Here is a 23,169-nt window from a genome sequence, read left to right as displayed (position 1 = left end):
AAAAACAGCGACCAGGAATAAACGGAGGAACCCACGCAGCGCAAGCTTGAAAAAGCTCGCGAGGAAGGGAATGTCAGCATCAGTAAGGAAGTCTCGTCCGTGGTGCTTATGATTGTTTCGATCATGGTTTTTGTAGGTTCAGGCGGCATGATTTACGGGAAAGTAGAGGAGCTGTTTGAAACGTTTTTTATCAATTCCGGAATGGCTCTTGATAACCAGGACCACGCCATGGAGTATCTCGAACAGGCGATGATTTTAGGGTTTGAGATGATGGCGCCGGCACTCATCGTGCTTATGCTCACGGCCGTAATTGTAAATGTTGCCCAGACAGGTGCTGCCTTCAGCACGAAAGCGATAGCTCCTAAGGCCAGCAAACTGAATCCCATTAATGGAATCAAGAAAATCTTCTCTTCCCACGGGGTTGTTGAACTTGCCAAGGGCATCATCAAACTGATGGTTGTGTCGATCGTGGTTTATTATACCGTGAAAAACGATATCGAGCACTTCCTTTCATTTATGCTTTTGCCAATGGAGTCGAGCATCAGCGAGTCGGGTGTATATGTGCTGATGTTCGTGGGGCGCATTCTCGCTGCACTTTTTATCCTGTCGGTAGCCGATGCGGTTTATCAGCGGTTTAAGCATCATAAAGATCTGCGGATGAGCAAGCAGGAAGTAAAAGATGAGTACAAGCAGATGGAAGGTGACCCGCATGTGAAATCTCAGCGGAAAAAATTTGGAATGTCTTTGAGGCAGCGTAAACGTCTCGATCATGCGGTGCTGAACTCCGATGTAGTGGTCACCAATCCTACACACTACGCCATTGCCCTCCGTTACGACCCCGACAATAATGATGCGCCGATCGTGATGGCGAAAGGCCAGCGGCTGAAAGCACTGAGGATAAAAGAACTCGCTAAGCATTATGGCATACCAATTGTAGAGAACAAACCGGTTGCACAAGCACTTTTTGCCACAGCCGAGGAAGACGAGTACATCCCGGCTGATCTTTATAAGGCAGTAGCCGAGATTCTTGGCTACATCTACAAACTGAAGAATAAAACCAACATTTAAGCTCCTCCATGGCAGCACAAGGATTTAGTTTTGATAATATGAAAGGCATGTTCTTTAAAACGGACGTGCTGATCTCATCGAGTGTCATCATCATTTTGATGATTATGATTGTGCCGCTGCCTGCGGCGCTGATGGATTTCTTCCTGGCCCTCAATGTTTCCCTCTCGCTCATCGTAGTGCTGGTGGCGTTTTACACGCTCAAACCGCTTCAGTTTGCCGTGTTCCCCGGAATGCTGCTTATCTTAACCCTTTTCCGCCTCTCCCTCAACGTGGGCACCACCCGGCTGATTTTGAGTGAGGGGTACGCCGGATCGATTATTGAATCGTTTGGCGGGTTTATTGTGCAGGGTAACTTTGTGATCGGAATTATTATGTTCGCTGTGCTTGTGATCATCAACTTTGTGGTGATTACCAAAGGTGCCACGCGTATTGCCGAGGTAGCTGCACGATTTACCCTGGACGCTATGCCGGGGAAACAGATGTCGATCGACGCGGACCTGAGCTCGGGGCTGATCAGCGACGAGGAGGCCAAGCAGCGACGGGAAGAAATTTCAAGGGAAGCCGACTTTTATGGAGCTATGGATGGTGCCAGTAAGTTTGTGCGTGGCGATGTTATTGCTGGACTCCTTATCACTTTCATCAACATTATTGCCGGTTTGATTATCGGAACGGCCCAGCAGGGCATGTCGATCGGGGAAGCAGCTGAGCTCTACATGCTGCTCACAATTGGTGACGGTTTGGTCTCTCAGATTCCGGCTCTGCTGATCTCAACATCCGCCGGTATTATTGTGTCGCGGGCAGCATCAGAAGGTAACCTTAGTGATGAAATCACGGGGCAACTTCTGGGCAATCCAAAAACCGTGATGATCGGAGCTGTCTTTGTGTTTGCAATCGGTGCGCTCCCCGGATTGCCGGTGATTCCCTTCTGGTCGATCGCCGGATTATTCGCTTTCCTCGCTTACAAAAAGCATAAAACCGAGACCATTGAACAAATTGAAAGTGACGAGCAGGAAAGTCATCAGATTGAAAACAGCGCTGAAGATAAAGTAGAGGATTACCTGCTGCTTGATACGCTTGAGCTGGAAATTGGCTACAGCCTGATCCCCATGGTAGAAAAAGAAAATGGCGGCGATCTGCTTGAACGGATGACATCGCTCCGTAAACAGCTGGCTTCTGAGTTTGGGATCATCATCCCTTCTATCAGGATTCGCGATAACGTTCAGCTTGATGCCAACAACTACGTTATTAAAATGCGCGGTATCGTTCAGGGGAAAGGAGAACTGCTGCCGGGGTATCATCTCGCTCTATTGCCGGCTGATTTCAAACCGGATATCCAGGGGATTGAAACAAAAGACCCGACATTTGGAATGGACGCAATCTGGATCAGCGGAAAAAATAAGTCACAGGCGGAAAAATACGGGCTTTCAGTTATTGAAGCCGGGGCGGTTATCACTACCCACCTGATGGAAGTTCTGAAGAAAAATGCACATAAGCTTGTTGACCGGCAGATGGTACAGCGCCTGATAGACAATATTAAAGAGCAGCATCCCGCACTGGTTGAAGAACTCATTCCGGACGGCCTCAAGATTGGCGACATCCAGAAAGTGCTTAAGAGACTGCTCCGTGAGCGAATTCCTGTGAAAGATCTGGTTACCATTTTGGAAACGCTGGCTGATCACTGCCAGAAAACCAACAACACCGATGTACTTACGGAGTACTCACGGGCGGCGCTGGCTGAAACCATCACGCGGCAGTTTGCCACTGAGACCAATGAAGTAGTTGTAGTGATGATGGATTCTAACCTGGAGTCTCACCTCATCGGGCAGGCTCAGCAGGGCAGCTTAAACAGCAATACGCTGGGACTTACCCCCGACATGGTTGAGGTTCTTTACCAGAACTCAAGTAAGGTGTTCGACTCGATGATCCGGCAGGGATACGAGCCGCTATTGCTGACCTCACCGGTTCTCCGATTCACTCTTTTTGAGTTTTTGGCACCCATTTTGCCTGAGATTAATGTGTTGTCATATAACGACATCAGTTCGGATGTACAGTTCAAAACATTTGACAGAATCCGGATACAACAAGCAGAACTTGAAGAACCGAGTCCCGCATGATACTCAAGAAATTTTTAGGTAAAACAATTGAAGCGGCCAAAAAAAGTGCCCAGCAGATGTACGGGGATGACTTTGTGATTTTGGACAGCAACGATACCGACGGCAAAAGTCAGATTACTGTTGCTGTTGATCAGACCGATAGTGAGTCTGAGCAGCCCAAAAAGCGTTCTGAGAGCGAGCAACAAAATGGTGTTCAGTTCGAGCGATCAGGCGAAACACCCGATCAAAAGGACGAGCAATCAGACAGTGTAAGCTCTAATTTGGAGAAGCTCCGGAAGTTTGCGGAAAAAAATGAGCCCTTCAACGGAAAAAATATCACTGATAACAGTTCAAAAGGGAGTTCAGAAAAAACTCCGTTCAAAAAAACTGCTTTTTCTCCGTCGCAAAATAATGGGTCGCAAGCTCCCCAAAAACAATCGCTTTACAGCAGAGCAAGCGCCCGTCCGTCGACCTCCTTCCAGCCAACTCAACCGCAGACGGAATCGGAACCGAAACCGGCCAGTCAGCCTGAAAAACAGCAGGCATCTGAGGCTGAGGTCACTGAACCTGCAAAGAATTCATCACACCGTCCGCAATCTGAGACACCGGACTTACTGTCCCGTTTTGGAAGCGCCGGCCCGAAAATTAACAGAACCTCATCGGTACCAACATCTGGCCCACGACGTGAGCAGCGGGAAATTACCGCACTCCACAAACGATTTGATAAGCTTGAGGCATTGCTGGGATCGTCACTCATCAGCTCGAACCTTGATTACGCTTCTCATCCAGCCTTTCAGCAGCTGGTACAGACCGGAATCAGCACGAGTGTTGTAGCAGGCTGGTTTAGCTCCATTATTAAAGAAGGAATTGACCCGTATGATCAAACCGAGTTGTTCATGTCGAACCTGTCGGGAATTATACGTGATGCGATTCAATGCGAAACAGATAAGAAATTACAGAAATACCTGCTCTTTACAGGGCCGGCCGGAGCGGGCAAAACGCAGCTGATCATGAAACTGACGCAGCATCCCGGATTCCTGAAGCAGAAGAATGTAGCGGTGGTGTCACTTCTGCCCCAATCAGCAGCCACGTCTCCCTATTACACTATTTTGAGGCCTTTTTGCGAGGATCACAATATTCCGTTTTACACAATTAAAACGGGTGTTGACGTGACCGAGTACCAGGAAGAGTGGGAAGCATATGATCATGTCCTGATCGACTCACCATCCATCAGCACACAACAGGAAACCTCATTTCGGCAGTATTGGAAAGTACGGCAGGTGCTTGCATCACTGAAGCCTCTGGAGGTTCATTATGTGGTTAATGCATCACTCAACAAATTTTATTTCAAAGAGTCTTCTGCCATTAATCATCCTCTGCAGCCCGATTTTATCGCGATTACGCATTTGGATGAGGTAAGCCAGTGGGGACCCATTATTCCATTTATGAAACAGATGGGGTGCCCATCGAGATTTGTAAGCAACGGCGATACGCTGCCTGAAAGCCTCCATAAATTTGATCCGACATGGTTCGCACAAAACGTGCTTAAAAACTGATAGTCTATGAAGAATTTAACTCAATCGAATCAACCTTTTATTGTATCTGTGGTCAGCGGTAAAGGCGGCGTTGGTAAAACTATGACCAGTGTGAACACGGCAGAAATGCTGGAAAGCATCGGGTTTCGTGTGGCGCTGATCGATGCTGATATCGGCCTGTCGAACTGTTCAACCTTTTTTAATGAACAGATTTCCTACAGCGTTGCCCACTGGATACGCGGCGAATGCGGCCTCGAGGATCTGCCGCACAGCTGCGGTAATATTACGCTGGTGACCGGCTCAGACGATCCCGCGCACCATACATTCGATTCCGATCTTATGATTGACGCCCTTGACCAGGTTGTCGGTTACCTCGCCGCGGATCACGACTTTATTATTATAGATACACCGGCGGGCGCAGGGGAAATGACGCTTTGGGGACTTGACAGGTCACACGTAAGCTCGCTTGTACTTGTAGATGAACCCACGGCCATTTCTGATGTCTACAGGTTGTGCAAATATGTGTACGGCATCGATCCGGATTACCAGTTTGCGGGCATCATCAACTTTGCGAACGACGAAGAGTCAGCCCAAAGTACATGCGAGCGGTTCAATAACATTTTAGATTACTTTTTGAAGAAAAAGATCACGTATCTCGGGTATATACCAGCCAGTATAGCGATAAAAAATTCAGTGAAAGATCAGCGGACGATTATCAAATCGAATCCCGGTGACCCTATTCTGAAAGATTTTAAATTCATCGCGGAAAATATAACAAGCCTCGCCGGGAAGTCACCCAAACTTCAGACTGAAGCAAAACCAACACTTTAACCTTTAAGACAGATACTCATGTTGATACGGCTTATATCAGTTATTTCTCTTTTCCAGTTTATGCTGCTTCTATTGTCGGGTACCGATACCGGAACAGCGCTGTACAGGAGTATTTTAGTCTTTACGATTTTATTTGCCGTCGTCTATCTGGGAATCTTTTTCCTGAACGTAATCAGAGGGAGTTCAGTACAGACACAATCAACACAATCAGAAGCAAACGGCGAACAAGCGAACAAGCAACAAACCAAAACGGAGGGTAGCCATGGGTAATGTATCATTACAGGATCTCATCGACTCATATTGTAAACATCCCGCACCGGGATTACGAAATTCAATTATAAGCAAATCCATGCCGCTGATTCGCAGTATCATCGGCAAAATTAACCGGCCCGATCAGCCGCTGACGCAGCGGGAAGATCTGGAGAGTGCCGGAATCAGCGGGCTCATACAGGCGCTGGATTCTTATGATTGCACAAAAAATATCCAGTTTAATACATTTGCCTACTATCGCATAAGAGGCAGCGTGATTGATTATCTTCGGAAGATCGACCAGCTTCCCCGTAAACAGCGAAAGAATTACGGGCAGGTTCAGGAGATCATCCAGCGAAAATCTCAGGAGCTTGGGCGTGAACCCAGCGAAGATGAGATTGCGACGGAGATGGATATGACGCTTGACGAATACCAACAGCTTCTCACCTACGTGCAGCAGCGGAATGCGCTCTCCCTCGATAACACGTTCGATGAAGATTCCGGCACCTATTACGAGATTCATGCCGATCCGGACAGCGTCACGCCCGACAGCAACCTGGAGCGGAAGGAAGTGGCCGAAAGCCTGAAGCGTAAAATTGGTCAGCTTGAAGAACGAGACCGTCTCATTTTAACCCTCTACTATTACGAAGATATGACGATGAGTGAAATTGCATTGCTTCTTGAGTTGTCCGAAGCGCGCATCTCGCAGATCGTCGGCAAGCTGCTGATTCAGCTGAAATCTGACCTGATGGGCGAAGAGGTTTTTCAAAGTTATTGATTCGGTTTTTGATCTTTGAGAAGTCTTTTTTTTAACACCGGCCAGTGTCACCACCGTCATCGCGGACTTTGATCCGCGATCTCCCATATTTGCAACAGTGAAAAGTTAGCTATTTGCGAGGTTTATGGTTTGAACCGGAACGAGAGACCCCGGCTCAGGCCCGGGATGACATTATCAATTTTGTAGCCCGCCACTGTCACAAAACCACACATCACTTCAGTGCACCCGCCTTTCCTTAAAAAAGTCTAATGGCCAAACGGTTGAGTTCCCTTTGGTTAAACCGATAATATGAGTATTCTGATGAAGAATAATCATGGTGATATCACTATGATCCGGAAAAATGAGCGCTACTCCGGAGTACCGGTAATCATAGACCGACCGTTTTGGCTTTAATATCAAAAATATCAAAACTCAACCGTATCCCCCAGCTTCTGAACAAGAAGAGAGAAGCGGAACTCCAAGAGAGAAAGAAAAAAGAAGATTCTTCCGACCGCCCACCCTTCCCATTCAACCACCGGATTAATACGAAACAAAATGGCTACAGTGCAAGCCAATCTTATGACTCTGCACGCGAGATGCAGACCATTCGTGCCCGCCGGGCCGGAATCGGACGCCGGCTCGACGTATTTGCCTGATTTATTTTAGAGTGTCCCTTCGCCAAATGGTAGAGTACAATGTGAGATGATCACTTCTGCGAATTTCCAACGCGGCATAAATACATGTTATTTTTTTAAATCGACGGTTATTCTTAAAAATATTCTCTGATATAATATGACAAGATTATTCTACATTCTATTGATTTTTCTTGTCGCTTGTGAAGAAAATACAGGACTGTCTGGCAATACGATTGAAGACCCACATGAGTACTATGAGTTCTACACTACAGATTTCTCTTACGTGGCTGTTTTGACATTCGAGAATTTTGATGCGATAGAAAATGGGTGCAAAATCGAGCTTGATTTATATGAAAGTCCCAAGAGCTTTCGGATAGATATGAATGACAAATATACTGCCGGTGAGTTTGTACCATATATGGGACTTGACTCAAGATATGATGATTTTGAACTTAATTTATCTGAAATGACAAAGAGAAGAAGCATTCAGTTAATTGATCGAATCCGACCAGTTGAATGTGTGTCTGATAAACCTGAAGATGCGTATCAAACAGAGTTAAAACATTTCTGGTGGGCTGAAGGATTAGAATCTAGATTAGGGTATTCAGGTCATGTGATTAATAGATCAGATACTGCATTTGTATACACTATTCGACACGAAAGCTTGATGTTTCATATCTGGTGAAAAATTACTGGGGTTTTGCTAATAAATGTCATCATCAAAAATAACCATGGCTTCGTGCTGACCAGTTAAGGGCTCGGAGTCGATTAATAATAAATGGACTGGCAGCACAAGCCAAGAGCCGTTATGCATCAACGAAATATTTTTCATTTACACAAAAAATGGAATACTAATGATTGAGATTATTCTTTTAGCTTGCCTAATTCTTCTATCAGCTATAGTAATTTTCTGGAAAAAACCCTCTCATTTAGTTAAGAATCAGTCAAGAGCAAGTGTAGGTGGCTTAGTTGGAAGAATGGAGGGCGGCACTATAAGAGGGTCTCATTCACAGGTTAAAATCAGAATGCGTGGTTCACCAGAACGATCTGATGTTGGAGGATTAGTAGGTTCTATGAGCGGTGATTCTTTGATTGAAGATAGTACGTCAGATTCCGAGATAGAGTTTTTTGCTGAATCGTTGGATGATATTCTTTATAATTGTCCTCTAAAAATATGGGTTATAGGAGGTTTTTTTCTAACTGTATTCCTTTGCATTTTTATTACGATCTATTATGTACAGTCACTTATTTCTTCACCATGGAGAGTTGCTATTTTATGGTTCCTCTCTCTTACGAACTATATAGTAATAACAGCAGTAATTCTGAAATTTTTTAGTAAAATTCATGATGAATCATTCTTTAATTTAATAAAAATTGCAGCCGTTAAGTTACCAAGATCGTTGAATTTACTATTGAATAATACAAAGAAATACTTTAAGGGTGAATAATTGGATATAGAATGCAATTAAGTAAGTTGCATAAACGAGTAGACGGCCGTGAGCAATTATGCTCACGGTGCGCCTCTCACACCACCGTACGTACGGATCGCGTATACGGCGGTTCGTTATTCATCATCCCAACCGCTCTTTTCACCGGTTGAAGCTATCTCCTACTTTCATACTGGGCTACATGACTGCCGGAAAACTATACGTTTTGCAATCTTGCTCCCAATTCAATTTCTAAGAGAACAACGTTCCCCGGGTAAGGATGCCTTCTTCCCCCGATGCCTGCCGTATCTACTTAATGAGCCATCACCTGTCGGTGTTTTGGACATTGCAATGATGTGCTTACTCATCCGGTTCATTAAGCCTCTTATACGGTTCCTGTTCGTCAGTACCGGAGTTTGTGCCACCGGCATCCCGTCGGGGCAGTCTCGCTTCCTTTGGCATGTCCATACCTTCGGGGCAGACTTACGGTTACCCGCAACGCCCTTGCGGCTTGCTAATGGTTCAGGGTCCCACCCCTGCCCATAAGGGACTTTCACCCTCAAGATTTATGACTTACATTACTGTAAGCCAAGGCACCCATGCCGGGCACACACAAGGCAAATCTACCGGACACCGCCTTGCTTTTTCGGTATTCTGTGGTAGCTTAAGAATCAACGTTCATCAACTATCTGAAACGGTGCCGGTTATTTGCGGAGCCGTTATAGCAACTTCACAAATATGTCCCTAACTCTAAAGCAGTCGTATCCAAAAATTTCCAACTTGTCCATTCGTTAACTATATTACTTTATAACCGATAAATTCTTTTTCTACAGAAATGTCTACTCCAAAGAATCTTATTGAAAGGCGAAATGATGTTCTCGGAGGCACACCTGTGTTTAAGGGAACCCGTGTCCCGGTAAGCACCTTTTTTGAATACCTAGAGGCTGGCCATTCCCTCAACGAATTTCTGGAAGATTTTCCCACCGTAACCAGACAACAAGCTATTCAGGTGCTTGAAAAATTTAAGGATCAACTACTTCAGCCGCAATGATCAAGATTCTGCTGGATGAATGCCTTCCAAAAAAATTAAAGTATCAAATTGAAGAATTAGATCGGGAATTCTTCGCAAAAACCACACCTGAAATGGGATGGGCAAGTCTTTCGAATGGAGAGTTATTGTCAGTGGCCGAAAAAGAATTTGATGTTTTTATTACCAGTGACAAAAATCTGAGCTTTCAACAATCTATCCCCTCCTCTTCTATCCAGGTTGTGCTTCTGAAAGCGAGAACCAATACCTATGAAGATTTACTTCCATTGGTTGAGAAATTACCATCAGTCATCAAGGCTTATGAACCCGGTAAATTTTTAGAAATCAAGTAGAGGTTGCTATAATCGAGTAGACGGCCGTGAGCAATATGCTCACGGTGCGCCTCTCACACCACCGTACGTACGGATCGCGTATACGGCGGTTTGTTACGTTGGCCTGATTTGGTGATAGAGGTCCAACATAGCGATATAGCCCCGTTTCTTCAGTCTGGCTAAGGTAATGGTCGTTTTCAGGATGGGGCTTTGAGCGACTCGCCAGCCTCCCATCCGGGTCCGACTCCATGCATAGGCATCTTCAGGATTTACTCCCAGACGCATCAGGTTCTTCCGTTTGCGTTCCGGATTCTTCCAGTGGTGCCAAATGCAGTACCGCAGCCGTTTCCTCAGCCAACTATCCAGTGCTTGTAATTTGCCGTGGATATTGGCCAGTTTGAAGTAGTTCAGCCAGCCTCGTATCAGCCGGTTGAGCCGCCGGATTCGTTCGGCAAAACTTATGGGAATGGTTTTGGGGGTCAGCTTCTTTAAGCTTTCGCTTGAAGGCTTTCCTGCTCTTCGCACTCACCACCAGTTGATATTGACCTCTGACCCCTTTCTTGAATACCGGGACAAAATGATAGCCCAGTATGTCGAATGTCGAGGGGCGGCGAATCCCGCTTTTCTCCCGGTTGATAGGCAGGCGAAGCACATCCCTGAGAAACAGGTAGATGCTGTTGCCTACCCGTCGGGCGGCGCGTTTGCTGCGCACGTAGATGCTGAAATCGTCGGCATACCGCACATAGCGATGCCCGCGCTTTTCCAGCTCCCTGTCAAGTTCATTGAGCAGAATGTTGGACAGCAGCGGACTTAAAGGAGAGCCTTGCGGCACTCCTTGTCTGCGTTTGTGTAGTTTTCCGTTGATCTGCTTCGGGCGCGCAGGAATTTTCGCAACAGCTTCATCGTCAGCCGGCACGTGACCTTCCGGTGGATCAGTTCCAGCAATATGGCATGGTCGACCTGATCGAAGAAGGACTTCAGATCAATGTCTATCACATGCTGATAGCCGTCATTGATGTTCCGTTGGGCTTGTTGCACGGCCTGATGGGCGTTGCGGTTGGGGCGGAATCCGTAACTGCGGGGCTGGAAGTCCGGCTCAAATACAGGCTCAAGCACCTGATGCAGGGCTTGCTGGATACCCGGTCGGTCAGCGTCTGGATGCCGAGCATCCGTGTCTTGACGTTGGATTTGGGTATTTCCACGCCTTTGATTGGGCTGGGCTGATAGCTTCCATTGCGGATGTGCTCTACCAGGGTCGGGCCGTGAGTTTGCAGGTGAGCTTTCAGCTAGGGTGTTTCCACCCCATCCACGCCACCTGCTCCTTTATTGGCACAGACCTTCTGGTAGGCTTTGTTCAGATTCCATTGTTGGATTACGTATTCTATCATCGTTGGTTTATTCAGGCGGCATCGTTTAGCGGCAGCTATCCGGACTCAAGGACATCTATCCTTGGCGAGCCCGAACTCTGGCCTCCATCGGATGCCTGGTAACATTCGGTCCTTCATCCCAACCAGCCAGTTGGGACTACTATGACGTCGGCTGACTTCCCACACCATAAGGCGGGGATCTCCCCGGGTAAGGATGCCTTCTTTCCTCCAATGCCTGCCGCATCTACTTACTGAACATGCACCTCGCGGTGTTTCGGACGTCACAATGATGTGTTTGCTCGTCCAGTTCATCAAGCCTCTTATGCGGTTCCTGTTCGTCAGGACCGGAGTTTGTGCCACCGGCATCCCGTCGGGGCAGTCTCGCTTCCTTTGGCATGGCCATACCTTCGGGGCAGACTTACGGTTACCCGCAACGCCCTTGCGACTTGCTAATGGTTCCCCGCTCCTCAGCGGGGCCCATAAGGGACTTTTCCCGAGGGATCACGTTGTGGCACCCTCAAGATTTATGACTTACATTCCTGTAAGCCAAGGCACCCATGCCGGGCACACACAAGCGTTTCAACCGGATTTTGCCCGCTCACAGCTGATAGTAAAGATCATCAGAGTTGCAGTAATTCCTGCTTTTTATCACTTTAATAGTTTACAATTGCTAAACCGGTTAAACGCCAGACCGTTATGCCAATGCTGGCTGTAATTTGAAGCAACACATAAAATAAAACCAAATAATAAATCATGTGGAATAAGGTTTTTAGCATTCTTATATCAATTTTTATCATCATCACCATCAACAGTTGTACCGAAGAGCGTAGCGGAGTCATTGATGTGAAATTCACTACTGAATTAACAAAAGACGATCTTAGTATGATCAAAGCAGATTTAGCATCACAGAATATTGACCTGACTTATGATCATCTTGAGTTCGATGAAGATGGGAAATTAAAAATAATTTCTGCTTCTATCGACTACAACGACGGACACAAGGGTAGCTTTGAGTCGAGGGTACTCAAACCGACGGATAGTCCTGGTTTCTACAGAGACTTCTCAAAAGAATAAACCCCGCATCGTTGCATAAACGCCGCCACGTATAGTACTCTTCGAATTAGGCTGGTTCTAACTCTCCTTCTAACAGTTTTCCAATCTGCTTTTTTGATGTTCCAAGCCGTAGAATTGCTTTAATCATGAGATCCAGAGAAATACCGGGATCAGTCCCTTCAAGCTCGGCGATGCGTGACTGGCTTGATCCGATTGCACGGGCGAGTTATTCCTGGGTCCATCCCCTTTTCGCACGTTGGGCTTTTACCAAATTGCTGATATCCAATCGAATATCAATATAGGCTTCTTCTTCCGGCGACAGTTCCAGAAAATCTGCGGCAGAGCCTACTAGAAATCCTTTATCTTCCAGTTGTTTTTGTTTCTTCTTATCCATGACATTTCCTATTCCTTGCTACTGTTTGTAACGAGCCAGCCGCTTTTTGCATACATCAATTACTTCCTGCGGCGTCTTTTGTGTTTTCTTCGCGAACACCTCCAATATGACAATGGCATCATCATCAATGAAACAATGAGGACACAATATCTAAAATGATAGACTCTGAATGTATGATAGGCATTTCAAGAATATTACCTGATAAAGAGATAAAAGTTGGCGAAAAATTTTCTCCAGATGATGTTGATTATTGGGTAATAGGTTCGATAGAAAGGCATGAAGTATAACATACTTTCAAAATACATCAATTATGCAAGTTACTAAACTATCCGGTGAACGCCTTGACTTAGCCCTTGACCGTTTTTTAGGGGGAGACCACCTAAACATGCAAGAAGCTTCTTTTGTACTGTTAGACGATAGCAGTGTTCAATGTAATATTCAAAGCAGTTGGAAGCCTGCAAATTTAGATAGAGAAAAGGCTAAAAAAGATTTTGTTGAAGCTGAGAAAACTTTCAACTATTTAAGAGAAAATTCGACAAAGTTTAATGGATTGGTAAGAAATAGAAATCTGGAAATTTCCCTAATTGATGATTACGGCATGGGTGCTATAGAACTTGCACATTTTAAAAATGGTGAAATTGATTGAAAGAGAATCAAGGAGTAACCGCGGTATAACAATTCGTCGTTATGCAGCGAGTCAAGACATCCATATGACCGTTTGCGTGCGACATCACTATCGCTCGATCGAGTCCTGAGCGGCTTCAGGACAACCCTGTACAAACTTGTTTCATCAGGCAGTCTCTCTTCTTCCTGAGGACAAGTTGTCAATTGCCGAATAACCAAAATCCATTCGCCGGTGTCTACCCCTGCTGTTGCAATTATTTGAAGTTTAAACGGTTATTTATTAAGATATTATTTTTATTAAAAAAATTTAAATAGTCAGGTATCACTCCATGGAAAATATATATCTTGCTGTAATCGACGATACTGCACTTGCCTCATCAATCTACGTTAATATTGCACTTGCCGGCATCACCCTGATGCTCATCGCCTTTTGGTCACGCAGTATCCAAAACTCTCGTGCCCGGCTGATCACTTATGCTACGATGATGATTTCGGTGGTCTCCATTTCCAGCTACATGGGACTTGCTTCTGGACTCACTATCGATACCTTAGTGATGCCGGACGGTCACGCGCTGGCCGGCCAAGAGACACTCTCCCTGTGGGGGCGGTATTTGACATGGACCTTGTCCACTCCGTTCATTCTGCTGGCGCTCGGTCTCATGGCCGGCTCTACAGGCGATAAGATTTTCTCAGCAATCGTGCTGGACGTATTCATGTGCCTGACCGGCCTGGCCGCCGCGCTGACTACCAGCAGCTACGCCATGCGCTGGTTCTGGTACCTGCTCAGCAGCGCCTTCTTCGTAGGGGTATTGTACTATCTGCTCGCCGAGTGGCCTAAGGAGGCCAAGGCCAAGGGAACCGGCAATATCTTTAACACGCTTAAGCTCCTGACCGTCTTCATGTGGATCGGCTATCCGGTCATCTGGGCGCTTGGCAACGAAGGCCTGGCCCTGCTGAATGTGGGCGTTACCTCGTGGGGATACAGCATTCTGGACATCATCGCCAAGTATGCCTTCACAATCATTTTGGTCCTCTACGTCAAGAAGGAGCCAGAGGCGATTACGTCTCCGACAGGTGTGGTCTCAGCCACAGCTCGTTAGTCGGGGTGTCGTTCGCAAAGCTATTCAGCAGGCTTGCAAAAATGTAGAAGTGTGAGTGCATGCATCGTCCTTTTTTGAAGGTCCAAACGAACTTGACAATTCCCGCTCGTTTTGTGGGTTGATTCTTTTTAGCCTTTCCTCAGCACTAAGGGTGTCGCTCGCAAGCGGCCATATGGATGTATCGACTCGCTGCATAATTGCCAAACCGTTAGGCATCTTTGAGCAAAATCTATTTTCATGCAAAAAACTAAATTAAAGAATGAATATTTTGACAAGATAGCCTTTGTTAATGATCAGTTATGCTATTTCCAGTTTGCGGATGAAATAGTACGTAAAGAAATTGAAAATAAAGAAATAGTAAATCTTTCAAGATTAACAACTGAGATTTTTCATTCAATTAAATCAAACATCATTTTTTAAGGTTTTTATTTATGAATGCTCAAGAAATCAAAGAACTATCATCGAGTTACATGGAAATTTGGAATGCCGGAAAGGAAAATTTACTCAATGAATTTGCCGATGATGATTTAGAAGTTAACTACACACACTTTGAAAAAACTTATAACAGCATTTCTGAATACAAAGCAATGCTAAAACAAACCCACGAATTTTTTCCTGATTTAAAAATTTCAATAAAAGAAATAATTCCAAGTGAAAATGTACGTAGCGCCACAATTAATTGGGAATACAATGGAACTCATGAAAATGGCGACTTATTTGGCGTTGAAGCATCAGGAAAGAACGTGGCTGTGCAGGGTATGACTGTGCTTAAATTTCAAAATGGAAAGGTTGTAGAAGAAAAAGGAATAGTAGATAATTTGGGTCTAATAATGCAATTAGGAGCAATGGGATAAAGAATGTTGCTTCAATTATTGGTTAGTCGCAGTATAAGCGCATTGTCGTTATACCAAACTTTTTAGTACTAAATCATAGATATCCAATTCAATATAACGTAGAAACACCTCCAGAATATTTAGAATCCCTGGACGAGGATTGGAGAAAGGAAATACTATTAGCTCTGCGTGAAATGATTTTTTCTAAGGCACCCTGAATAGCGGATAACATTGAATATAAAATGCTACGGTACGGCGATAGTAAAACAACTGTTTTTCATCTGAACACTCAAAAATTTACGCGAGCCTTTATGTTGGAAATATTGAGAAAATTGATGGATCTGGTGAATTAACTAAGGGATTAGATATAGGAAAAGGATGTATTCGATTGAAAAAACAGTTGCTATTCCAGATACCAAAATTGATGAGTTTATTGAACAAGCAGTAAACTTGTGGAAGAGAATATAACCCGCGCATTAAGTTGAACGTGCCTCGCCGTTGGCTACCGGTTTTAATTTGTCAGTTTCCGCAGTACATTTTGAAACAAATTCAGGGTCATTTTGCACGCCCCTTATGCGCCAGGGCGTTATACCACCTAACAGAGAAATATAGCCAATGAACTCTACAACCACCTATTCAATACGGCCAATCGGCTTTGTTCACTCTCAACTTATTGACAAAAAAGACGCTCCTGAACAAGGTTCAGAAGGGGCACCGGAAGCGTGCATAAAGATAGATAAAGAGTTTACAAAGGCGACTGATGGAATTGTTGCCGGCAGCGAGATCATCCTGCTTACATGGCTTCACCTGAGTGACCGTAATGTATTACAGGTACATCCCCGAAATAATCCCAATAATCCGCTGAAAGGAGTCTTCGCTACACGTGCGCCGGATCGACCAAATCCCATTGGTTTACACCGCGTTCAGGTACTGGAGACTGCTGAGTCTGTAAATTTAATAGTAAGTCCTTTAGAAGCAGTCGACGGCACCCCTGTAATTGATATAAAGCCTGTTCTGTGCAATCAGCATTGATGCCAATTTTGCCAACAACAGACGGGATAACCAACGCATTAACGCGGATATGCCTCGCATGGCATAGGTGAAGGTGACATCGGGGTTACCTGCGCGATAGTTCTGATTACCAATACTTACTGCAATGGCGTTATCATTTATGTTATTGTAAATCTGCAGCCAGAACGATGAAAATTTATCTCTGGACATAAAATATAAGCAGTGTGCAAGGCAGACAACCATTTTTGGACATCCTGGGAAAGTGAACTTATCGAAGATCCAAATACCGGTTTCCCGGTCGGGAAATGAGACACCAGATAGCTGAGTTCTGCTGGCATCTGGCCCGAATAATTCACGAAAAATAAAGATAGAACAATTAGGTAGTTGATTTGACTAAGTTTGTGTCAAATGAGCCGTAACCGAAATTTGAGTGTATGCCAAAAAGCTTCGAAATTTGACCGTTTGCTTCATTGAAGTGGAAATGACGCACTCGGCGTATGTTCATACGCTACACTTTCCATTTCAACTTCGCCATGCCCACGAACAAATTTCTTGGTGAATAATCCAGGCTGGTTGCCGTGAAGATGGAATCAGCCTGCATTTTTGCTTGTTCTTAGAAAACAGATATTCATAAAAAAACAGGTTGCAATTATGGGCGAAAAAATCGCATTTATCGGATTAGGAATCATGGGAAGCCGAATGGCAAATAATCTTCAAAAGAATGATGTAAATCTGACGGTTTATAATCGAACCCGCTCGGCCATGGATCCTCTGGTTGAGTCCGGTGCGCATGGCGCCGGATCACTGGAAAATGCTGTTGAGGAAGCAGATATTGTATTCACCATGGTTTCAGATCCCGATGCCATTGAACAACTGGCTTTTGGAGAAACCGGGTTTCTATCTTTCATGAAGGAACAAGCTCTTTGGGTTGATTGTACGACTGTAAATCCTTCCTTTTCTCTGAAAGAGGCGGAGGAGGCTAAAAAACACAACGTGCGATTCATGGATGCTCCCGTTGCTGGAAGCAAAGGCCCGGCCGAGAATGGAGAGCTGACCTTCTTAATAGGAGGATATCAATCTGATCTGGAAAAAACGCGTTCGCTGATCGAATATATGGGATCGAAGATTGTGCATGTGGGTGAAACTGGAAAAGGAACTGCCATGAAGATGCTTGTAAATTCTTTATTGGCTGTTGCAATGGCTTCTTTTTCTGAAACCGTTCTTCTGGGTGAGGAAATGGGAATTTCTAAAGATTTTTTATTGAATACCCTTCCAGACCTTCCCGTTTCAGCCCCTTTTCTAAACGCCAAAGCTGAGATGATCAAAAATGGTGATGAGGAAACACAATTTCCCCTTGAGTTGATGCATAAAGACCTTCACCTTGCTGCTCTTTCAGCATATGAACAGGATCATCCGTATTTCCTGAATAATATTACCAAGGAGCTGTTTGGGCAGGCGAAAAGTGATGGGCGGGATCGGGAAGACTTCTCCCGGATCTTTGATTTTATGGATAGTTCAAATAAAGCCACATAATTTGAATTGTACAGATCATAAAGTTTTTTCTCTGTCCGGATAGGATTGTTGCAGTATGTCACGACACATCTATACATCAGTGGTTATAACTCTAAAGCCTGTCATGACGTTAGAACTATTCAATACACCGAAAATTCCTATTGTTTTACACGAGTGCCAAAGGGTTCTTAAAAGTTGCGGGCGTATCTCTGTTGTGGCAATGTTTAAAAAGGGATAGGCTAATGTAATGATGAGGCTGTATGAATGGATACATGCGAACCTTCCGAAGTATGTTGGTTGCCGCCCGATATTTGTCAGGAGTCTTTGGAAGATGTCGGTTTTCAAATCGTTGATTTAACAAAAATGTCTATGGTGAGGTTGCCAGTTGGGGTGGTAGTTGCAAAGCATATATTACCTGATTAAATGAGTATAGCGGCGTAACGCCTGACAGCTCGTATCTGGTTCGTGCTGTGATATCATTCAAATCAACTTCGGCGACTCTAATACACGCAAAATATTTAATCATAATTGAAATTTACATAAAACAGAATTCTAAGCCCGCTTTATAACAAATCTGCTCAAGCGGATGAGTTTTCGGTTCGGGGTTTTTTGAAAATTGATTGCCTCGCCGCACACCCGCCAGGACGCAGAATTAAACCACTTATGATTCTACAAACTAATTTACCGGAATTAATCCCGCGCTCTTGTTTCTGTATGTCCGGTGTCTTTCGTAATTTTGTTTGAATTAATGTTACTTCTACGAACATAAACATCTGCGTTCCATGGCACTCCGTTACACAAACTACCTGATGGCTTTTCTTTTCGGTCTCTCTGCAATTGCACAAATTAACGATCCTGATCCGTTTTTCTGGTCGTTTATCTATACCGCGGCCTGTGTCATCTCTGTGCTTTATGCCCTTCAGAAGCTACATTGGATGCTTGCAGCAATTCTCGCGCTCGTTACCGGTATCTGGGCGCTCACCATCACGCCGGACCTTACACTATCAGGCTTTCAGAATATTCTGGAGGAAATCGGCATGAGCTACATTGGCGTGGAAGCGGCGCGTGAATTTAGCGGCTTGATGATTATTGCGCTGTGGTCGGGCGTGCTGGCGGTTTCAAGCGGGAAAAGAAAAAAAGATTAAATAAGCCGGACCTCCTGTGTTTATCGCGATCTGCATCTGAGTAGCTTTATGCATTTTTAAATCGGCCCGGCAAGTGGTAAATGGCACAAGCATGTTATTTTTTATTGGAATGATGTATAATCAAGATACTATGCACTGTTCCTTTACTAAACCAACACGCTTTCCGTCATGAAACCATCACTCCTGCCTATTCTTCTGAGCTCCCTGTTTCTTGTTCTGTCTGCTGATCCGGTCTACAGCCAAACGAGCCTTAAAGATATTCCGCCTGAAAAATACTTCGATTTTTGGATTGGCGAGTGGAACCTGACATGGGAAGATCCGGACGGCAGCACGGGAACGGGAGTCAACAAAATAGAGCGGATATTGAATGATGCGGTCATTAAAGAGAACTTTGAAGGCCTAACGGGCGTTTATGCCGGCTTCATCGGTAAGAGTTACTCGGTATACCAGCCGGCAAGTGGCGAATGGAAACAGACGTGGGTGGACAACAACGGCGGATACCTGGATTTCACCGGTAAGTTTGTTGACAACCGTCGATTGTTTACCCGAACCGGAATTGATCTAAATGGCAACCCGATCATGCAGCGCATGATTTTCTACGACATCCGGGAAGATTCATTTACATGGGACTGGGAAGTGTCTCGTGATGCCGGCAATACATGGACGCTTAATTGGCGAATTAAATATGAGCGGGCGAAATAATCGATCCTGTAATTAATGATGAGATATTCATTTAATCAACTGACGAGATTATTTTCAGTGAGCTCACCCCGTCTGAACTTTCGGTGGCCCGCGTTTTATTAACACACGATTTATTACAGGCCGATGTTGATCGGTGTGAGTAATCCAATTGAAGTTTACTACTGGTAAAATAAATCATGTCGATAAAATTGGCCGTGTTTCTGTATCTGCGAGCTCTGTGTTCGATCAATTGTATCTTTGAGTTCATTTCCTCCAGTATTCCAATGTGTAAATTTTCAAATAATGTAATTGAGGATAACATCATGGTGTTTTGGGTACATGGTGATTTATGTAATATCACCGAACTGTTTTAGATCCATTTGCAATGAGTGATGTTTTTTTACCGGATATAATTATTCTCGTCCGGAAACCCACCCGCACAAATCAAAAAAACATAGACTTGAATGATATCATACATTTGATGGATAGTTATTTTAAACCAACCTATTCAACAGAGCGCCAATCACTTACAAAAAAACATTTTTTACCGGAATCCTATTCCCCCTTTCTTCAGAAAAAATAGATAAAGCCGATAAAATATAACATTACGTTTATCACATTAAATCCTCAGTAAATCCGCATATAGCACTCAAACTGCCTTAGCTTATTGTGGTTATTTATGTCGCAAACAGTTAATAAGATCTTGTTATAGTAGTATGATTAGAGTGCTCATTGTTGATGACTCAGAGATTTACCGAAAACTTATTTCCTACGCGCTAAATGATGAACCTGGCATTGAGGTCGTCGGCACCGCTGAAAATCCCTATGTGGCAAGGGACCTTATCAATCTGTTAAAACCGGATGTAATTACGCTGGATTTACGGATGCCACGGATGGATGGATTGACCTTTTTAGGAAAGATCATGAAATCGCATCCTTATCCGGTCATCATTGTGAGTTGTTACACTCCCAAAGAGAGTTCCTATGCTCTTAAAGCTCTCCGAATGGGTGCCCTGGATACAATCTCCAAACCCGGCCTTGAATATAATCTAAAACAGTTTTCTGAAAGACTTGTGCAAACGGTTCGCGGGGCTGCGGGAGCCAGGGTGCAGCCTGGAAAAATTAATAAGACAGTAAGTCCGGCGCCGGTCAGCGTCGGAAATGCCGGCCAAAAAATTATAGCTATCGGCTCCTCTACAGGGGGGACCAAGGCGCTGGAGTTTTTACTGAACAACTTGCCAGAAGGGTTACCCGGAATTGTAATTGTACAACACCTCCCCGAGTCTTTTACGAAGAGCTTTGCAGACAGGCTTAATAAGCACTCACCATTAAGCATCAGGGAAGCAGCTGATAACGAACCAATAACACCCGGATGCGTGTACATAGCAAAAGGTGATAAGCATCTGACCGTTCAGAGAAGGGGGGAGAAAAATTATGTGCGGGTATCAGACGGGCAAAGAATAAATTTCCACCGTCCGAGTGTGGACGTTCTATTTGATTCTGTAGTTGAAGAATTTGGGCCTCAGGCAACCGGGATTATATTGACAGGCATGGGATCAGACGGCGCAGAAGGATTATTGAAGATGAGAAATAACGGTGCTTTTACAATTGGTCAGGATGAGTTATCGAGTGTCGTATATGGCATGCCAAAAGCGGCTTTCGAGATCGGGGCAGTGTGTGAACAGCTTCCGTTGAATGATATACCCGATAGAATTCTTAGTGCCGTCAGCAAACACTCCAAATTGATTGCGAAATGAAGTCACGTATCCGGCAGACTAATCGAAAACAAGAGAAGGTATGACTATGAATTATCTGGAAAATGAACTCCGTGCACTGGTAAAGAATGACGATAAAATATTTGATTTCCTTCAAGAATCATCACTCGATGGGCTGTGGTACTGGGATTTGACAAATCCTGAGGAGGAGTGGATGAATGATACTTTTTGGGAGAGGCTGGGATATGATCCAAAAAAAATGCCGCCCAAGTCCAGTGCCTGGATGGGTATTATTAACCCTTACGATCTGGAAATCGCCAAACAAAAGATAAAGGAACATATAGAACATCCCGACAGGCCTTATGACCAGATTACGCGATATACTCATGCTGAAGGCCATACAGTATGGATCCGTTGTCGTGGAATGATAATGAGAGATGAAGACGGCGCTCCAATACGAATGCTTGGTGCTCATACGGATGTATCAGCTGCAAAACATAATGAAAAGATACTGGAAAGGTGTAACACCGTAGCTAATATAGGCTACTGGGAGGTCAATTTTAAAAAAGGTCAGGCTTCATTTAGCAACATGACGAATACTATTCTCGGCGTGCCACATAAGTCAGCCCCGGATCCAACGGGCCCCGTCGCGTATTTCAAGGAGGGAGAAGACAGGACCAAGGTAAAGAAAGCCTTCTCTGATGCAATAAATTTAAAAGCCGAACAAAAAGCGGAAGCCCTGATATCGACAGATAAGGGAGACGAAAAGTGGTGTGAGATACTGATAATTCCCGAATTTCAGGCAGGAAAATGTGCCAAACTATTTGGAACCCTCCGGGATATCGATGTGAGGGTCAAAGCCTCAATGAGGATTGAAGAGCTATTCAAAAAAACGGAAGTACAAAATGGCCGGCTGACCAATTTTGCCCATTCCATTTCCCATAATTTACGCTCACAGGTAGGTGCCTTGAATTCTTTTGTAGAGCTGCTGGAGTTGGATAACTCAAGTATTGCTGAAGATGAACTATTTAAGTACTTAAAAATGGCTTCAGAAAAGCTTTCTGAAACAGTTGTTCAATTAAGCGGCATTGCATTTGGAGACGAATTTAGTGAGGAAGATTATAAATCAATCAACCTGAAATCAGTTACCGATAGCTCATTGAAAGCTATCACGCATTTTGATGAGCTCTCCAGTATCGAAATCAAAAACCAGATTCCGGAAGATTTACGGGTCGATGCTGTAGAAGGATACCTTGAAAGCATTTTACACAATCTGATAAGCAACGCCATAAAATATCGAGATCCTGAAAAAGAACCTTACGTAATAATTAATGCCGGTAATAAAGATGAACAAAGTATTTGGTTCGCTGTTGAAGACAATGGATTGGGCCTCGACCTGAACAAATACAGAAGTGAACTTTTTGGGTTACACACAACTTTTCACAAGCAAGAAGATTCGTCGGGTGTTGGGCTATTTGTTACCAAGTACCAGATACTAGCCATGAATGGTGATATTGAAGTTGAAAGTGAGCCGGGAGTCGGTTCCTCTTTCAAAGTAATTTTACCCATACGCAAAAAAACGTCGGCCATACCAACCCAACCGGCTACAATCTGTTGATCACGTTTTCGACGGTTCTTTTTCTTGTTGTAATCATAAATGATTTATTTTCCAGCCCCTTTTTTGACCGGAAAAGATAAGACACTTCGCCGGTGAAGAAGCAAACGGAGAGAGCACGGGATGATTTTCAGAGTTTAGAATTATCTATTTCCGGGTTATAAA

The 23,169-nt window shown here is 44.4% G+C and carries 22 protein-coding genes and 3 pseudogenes; 21 read left to right on the top strand and 4 right to left on the bottom strand.

Translation table 11 applies throughout. The features are described 5' to 3' along the window. Positions 1-33: 33 nt before the first annotated feature. From AABW11_RS04315 to AABW11_RS04265, 11 genes and pseudogenes are all read left to right on the top strand, one after another. Positions 34-1,068 (top strand): annotated as a pseudogene (locus AABW11_RS04315) (EscU/YscU/HrcU family type III secretion system export apparatus switch protein); the annotation flags it as partial. A gap of 8 nt (positions 1,069-1,076) precedes the next feature. Continuing rightward, positions 1,077-3,182, top strand: coding sequence for a flagellar biosynthesis protein FlhA (gene flhA / locus AABW11_RS04310; protein WP_340103551.1), 2,106 nt, complete (start codon positions 1,077-1,079; stop codon positions 3,180-3,182). Continuing rightward, positions 3,179-4,717: a hypothetical protein gene (locus AABW11_RS04305; protein ID WP_340103550.1), complete on the top strand. Its 1,539-nt coding sequence runs from the start codon at positions 3,179-3,181 to the stop codon at positions 4,715-4,717. The genes flhA and AABW11_RS04305 overlap by 4 nt, the downstream gene beginning before the upstream one ends. A gap of 6 nt (positions 4,718-4,723) precedes the next feature. Further along, positions 4,724-5,527, top strand: a complete 804-nt coding sequence (locus AABW11_RS04300; RefSeq protein ID WP_340103549.1) for a P-loop NTPase — start codon at positions 4,724-4,726, stop codon at positions 5,525-5,527. 18 nt (positions 5,528-5,545) lie between these two features. Next, on the top strand, positions 5,546-5,797 hold the full coding sequence (locus AABW11_RS04295) for a hypothetical protein (RefSeq protein WP_340103548.1): 252 nt from the start codon (positions 5,546-5,548) through the stop codon (positions 5,795-5,797). After that, on the top strand, positions 5,790-6,554 hold the full coding sequence (locus AABW11_RS04290; RefSeq protein ID WP_340103547.1) for a sigma-70 family RNA polymerase sigma factor: 765 nt from the start codon (positions 5,790-5,792) through the stop codon (positions 6,552-6,554). The genes AABW11_RS04295 and AABW11_RS04290 overlap by 8 nt, the downstream gene beginning before the upstream one ends. A gap of 383 nt (positions 6,555-6,937) precedes the next feature. Further along, positions 6,938-7,189, top strand: a complete 252-nt coding sequence (locus AABW11_RS04285) for a hypothetical protein (protein WP_340103546.1) — start codon at positions 6,938-6,940, stop codon at positions 7,187-7,189. A 136-nt stretch (positions 7,190-7,325) separates the two neighbouring features. Further along, positions 7,326-7,853, top strand: a complete 528-nt coding sequence (locus AABW11_RS04280; RefSeq protein ID WP_340103545.1) for a hypothetical protein — start codon at positions 7,326-7,328, stop codon at positions 7,851-7,853. Between the two features lie 169 nt (positions 7,854-8,022). Continuing rightward, a complete protein-coding gene (locus AABW11_RS04275) occupies positions 8,023-8,616 on the top strand; it encodes a hypothetical protein (RefSeq protein WP_340103544.1) in 594 nt (197 codons plus the stop codon). An 814-nt stretch (positions 8,617-9,430) separates the two neighbouring features. Next, positions 9,431-9,646 carry a DUF433 domain-containing protein gene (locus AABW11_RS04270; RefSeq protein WP_340103543.1) on the top strand — a complete coding sequence of 72 codons (216 nt, stop codon included), beginning with the start codon at positions 9,431-9,433 and terminating at the stop codon, positions 9,644-9,646. Further along, positions 9,643-9,975: a DUF5615 family PIN-like protein gene (locus AABW11_RS04265; RefSeq protein ID WP_340103542.1), complete on the top strand. Its 333-nt coding sequence runs from the start codon at positions 9,643-9,645 to the stop codon at positions 9,973-9,975. The genes AABW11_RS04270 and AABW11_RS04265 overlap by 4 nt, the downstream gene beginning before the upstream one ends. Before the next feature lie 93 nt (positions 9,976-10,068). On the opposite strand, the pseudogene ltrA reads toward AABW11_RS04265, so the two are convergent. Beyond that, positions 10,069-11,342 (bottom strand): annotated as a pseudogene (ltrA, locus tag AABW11_RS20085) (group II intron reverse transcriptase/maturase). 732 nt (positions 11,343-12,074) lie between these two features. On the opposite strand from ltrA, the gene AABW11_RS04245 reads away from it, so the two are divergent. Continuing rightward, positions 12,075-12,395, top strand: coding sequence for a hypothetical protein (locus AABW11_RS04245; RefSeq protein ID WP_340103539.1), 321 nt, complete (start codon positions 12,075-12,077; stop codon positions 12,393-12,395). A gap of 205 nt (positions 12,396-12,600) precedes the next feature. Here the strand turns inward: AABW11_RS04245 and AABW11_RS04240 are convergent, their stop codons facing one another. Further along, positions 12,601-12,768 carry a hypothetical protein gene (locus AABW11_RS04240; protein ID WP_340103538.1) on the bottom strand — a complete coding sequence of 56 codons (168 nt, stop codon included), beginning with the start codon at positions 12,766-12,768 and terminating at the stop codon, positions 12,601-12,603. 18 nt (positions 12,769-12,786) lie between these two features. Continuing rightward, complete coding sequence (locus AABW11_RS20080) at positions 12,787-12,915, bottom strand: type II toxin-antitoxin system RelE/ParE family toxin (protein WP_445263736.1); 129 nt, start codon at positions 12,913-12,915, stop codon at positions 12,787-12,789. A 163-nt stretch (positions 12,916-13,078) separates the two neighbouring features. On the opposite strand from AABW11_RS20080, the gene AABW11_RS04235 reads away from it, so the two are divergent. The 7 genes from AABW11_RS04235 (at position 13,079) to AABW11_RS04205 (ending at position 19,695) form a co-directional block, all read left to right on the top strand. Then, positions 13,079-13,414 (top strand): hypothetical protein, encoded by a 336-nt coding sequence (locus AABW11_RS04235; RefSeq protein ID WP_340103537.1) that lies wholly within the window; start codon positions 13,079-13,081, stop codon positions 13,412-13,414. 307 nt (positions 13,415-13,721) lie between these two features. After that, positions 13,722-14,492: a bacteriorhodopsin gene (locus AABW11_RS04230; RefSeq protein WP_340103536.1), complete on the top strand. Its 771-nt coding sequence runs from the start codon at positions 13,722-13,724 to the stop codon at positions 14,490-14,492. 431 nt (positions 14,493-14,923) lie between these two features. Then, complete coding sequence (locus AABW11_RS04225) at positions 14,924-15,346, top strand: ester cyclase (protein ID WP_340103535.1); 423 nt, start codon at positions 14,924-14,926, stop codon at positions 15,344-15,346. Between the two features lie 594 nt (positions 15,347-15,940). Next, positions 15,941-16,357 carry a tRNA (N6-threonylcarbamoyladenosine(37)-N6)-methyltransferase TrmO gene (gene tsaA, locus AABW11_RS04220; RefSeq protein WP_340103534.1) on the top strand — a complete coding sequence of 139 codons (417 nt, stop codon included), beginning with the start codon at positions 15,941-15,943 and terminating at the stop codon, positions 16,355-16,357. 630 nt (positions 16,358-16,987) lie between these two features. Beyond that, positions 16,988-17,869, top strand: coding sequence for an NAD(P)-dependent oxidoreductase (locus tag AABW11_RS04215; protein ID WP_340103533.1), 882 nt, complete (start codon positions 16,988-16,990; stop codon positions 17,867-17,869). A gap of 761 nt (positions 17,870-18,630) precedes the next feature. After that, positions 18,631-18,993: a transmembrane 220 family protein gene (locus AABW11_RS04210; RefSeq protein WP_340103532.1), complete on the top strand. Its 363-nt coding sequence runs from the start codon at positions 18,631-18,633 to the stop codon at positions 18,991-18,993. A gap of 168 nt (positions 18,994-19,161) precedes the next feature. Continuing rightward, entirely contained in the window at positions 19,162-19,695 is a 534-nt protein-coding gene (locus AABW11_RS04205; protein WP_340103531.1) for a hypothetical protein, read from the top strand. A gap of 139 nt (positions 19,696-19,834) precedes the next feature. On the opposite strand, the pseudogene AABW11_RS04200 reads toward AABW11_RS04205, so the two are convergent. Then, a pseudogene (locus AABW11_RS04200) lies at positions 19,835-19,957 on the bottom strand (ISL3 family transposase); the annotation flags it as partial. A 433-nt stretch (positions 19,958-20,390) separates the two neighbouring features. Between AABW11_RS04200 and AABW11_RS04195 the strand changes: the two are divergent. Next, a complete protein-coding gene (locus AABW11_RS04195; protein ID WP_340103530.1) occupies positions 20,391-21,431 on the top strand; it encodes a protein-glutamate methylesterase/protein-glutamine glutaminase in 1,041 nt (346 codons plus the stop codon). 40 nt (positions 21,432-21,471) lie between these two features. Next, positions 21,472-23,007: a PAS domain-containing sensor histidine kinase gene (locus tag AABW11_RS04190; protein ID WP_340103529.1), complete on the top strand. Its 1,536-nt coding sequence runs from the start codon at positions 21,472-21,474 to the stop codon at positions 23,005-23,007. Positions 23,008-23,169 lie beyond the last annotated feature (162 nt).

The sequence above is a fragment of the Rhodohalobacter sp. 8-1 genome (genome assembly GCF_038150125.1).
Classification (GTDB): domain Bacteria; phylum Bacteroidota; class Rhodothermia; order Balneolales; family Balneolaceae; genus SW132.
This window is presented reverse-complemented; position numbering and strand designations above follow the sequence as displayed.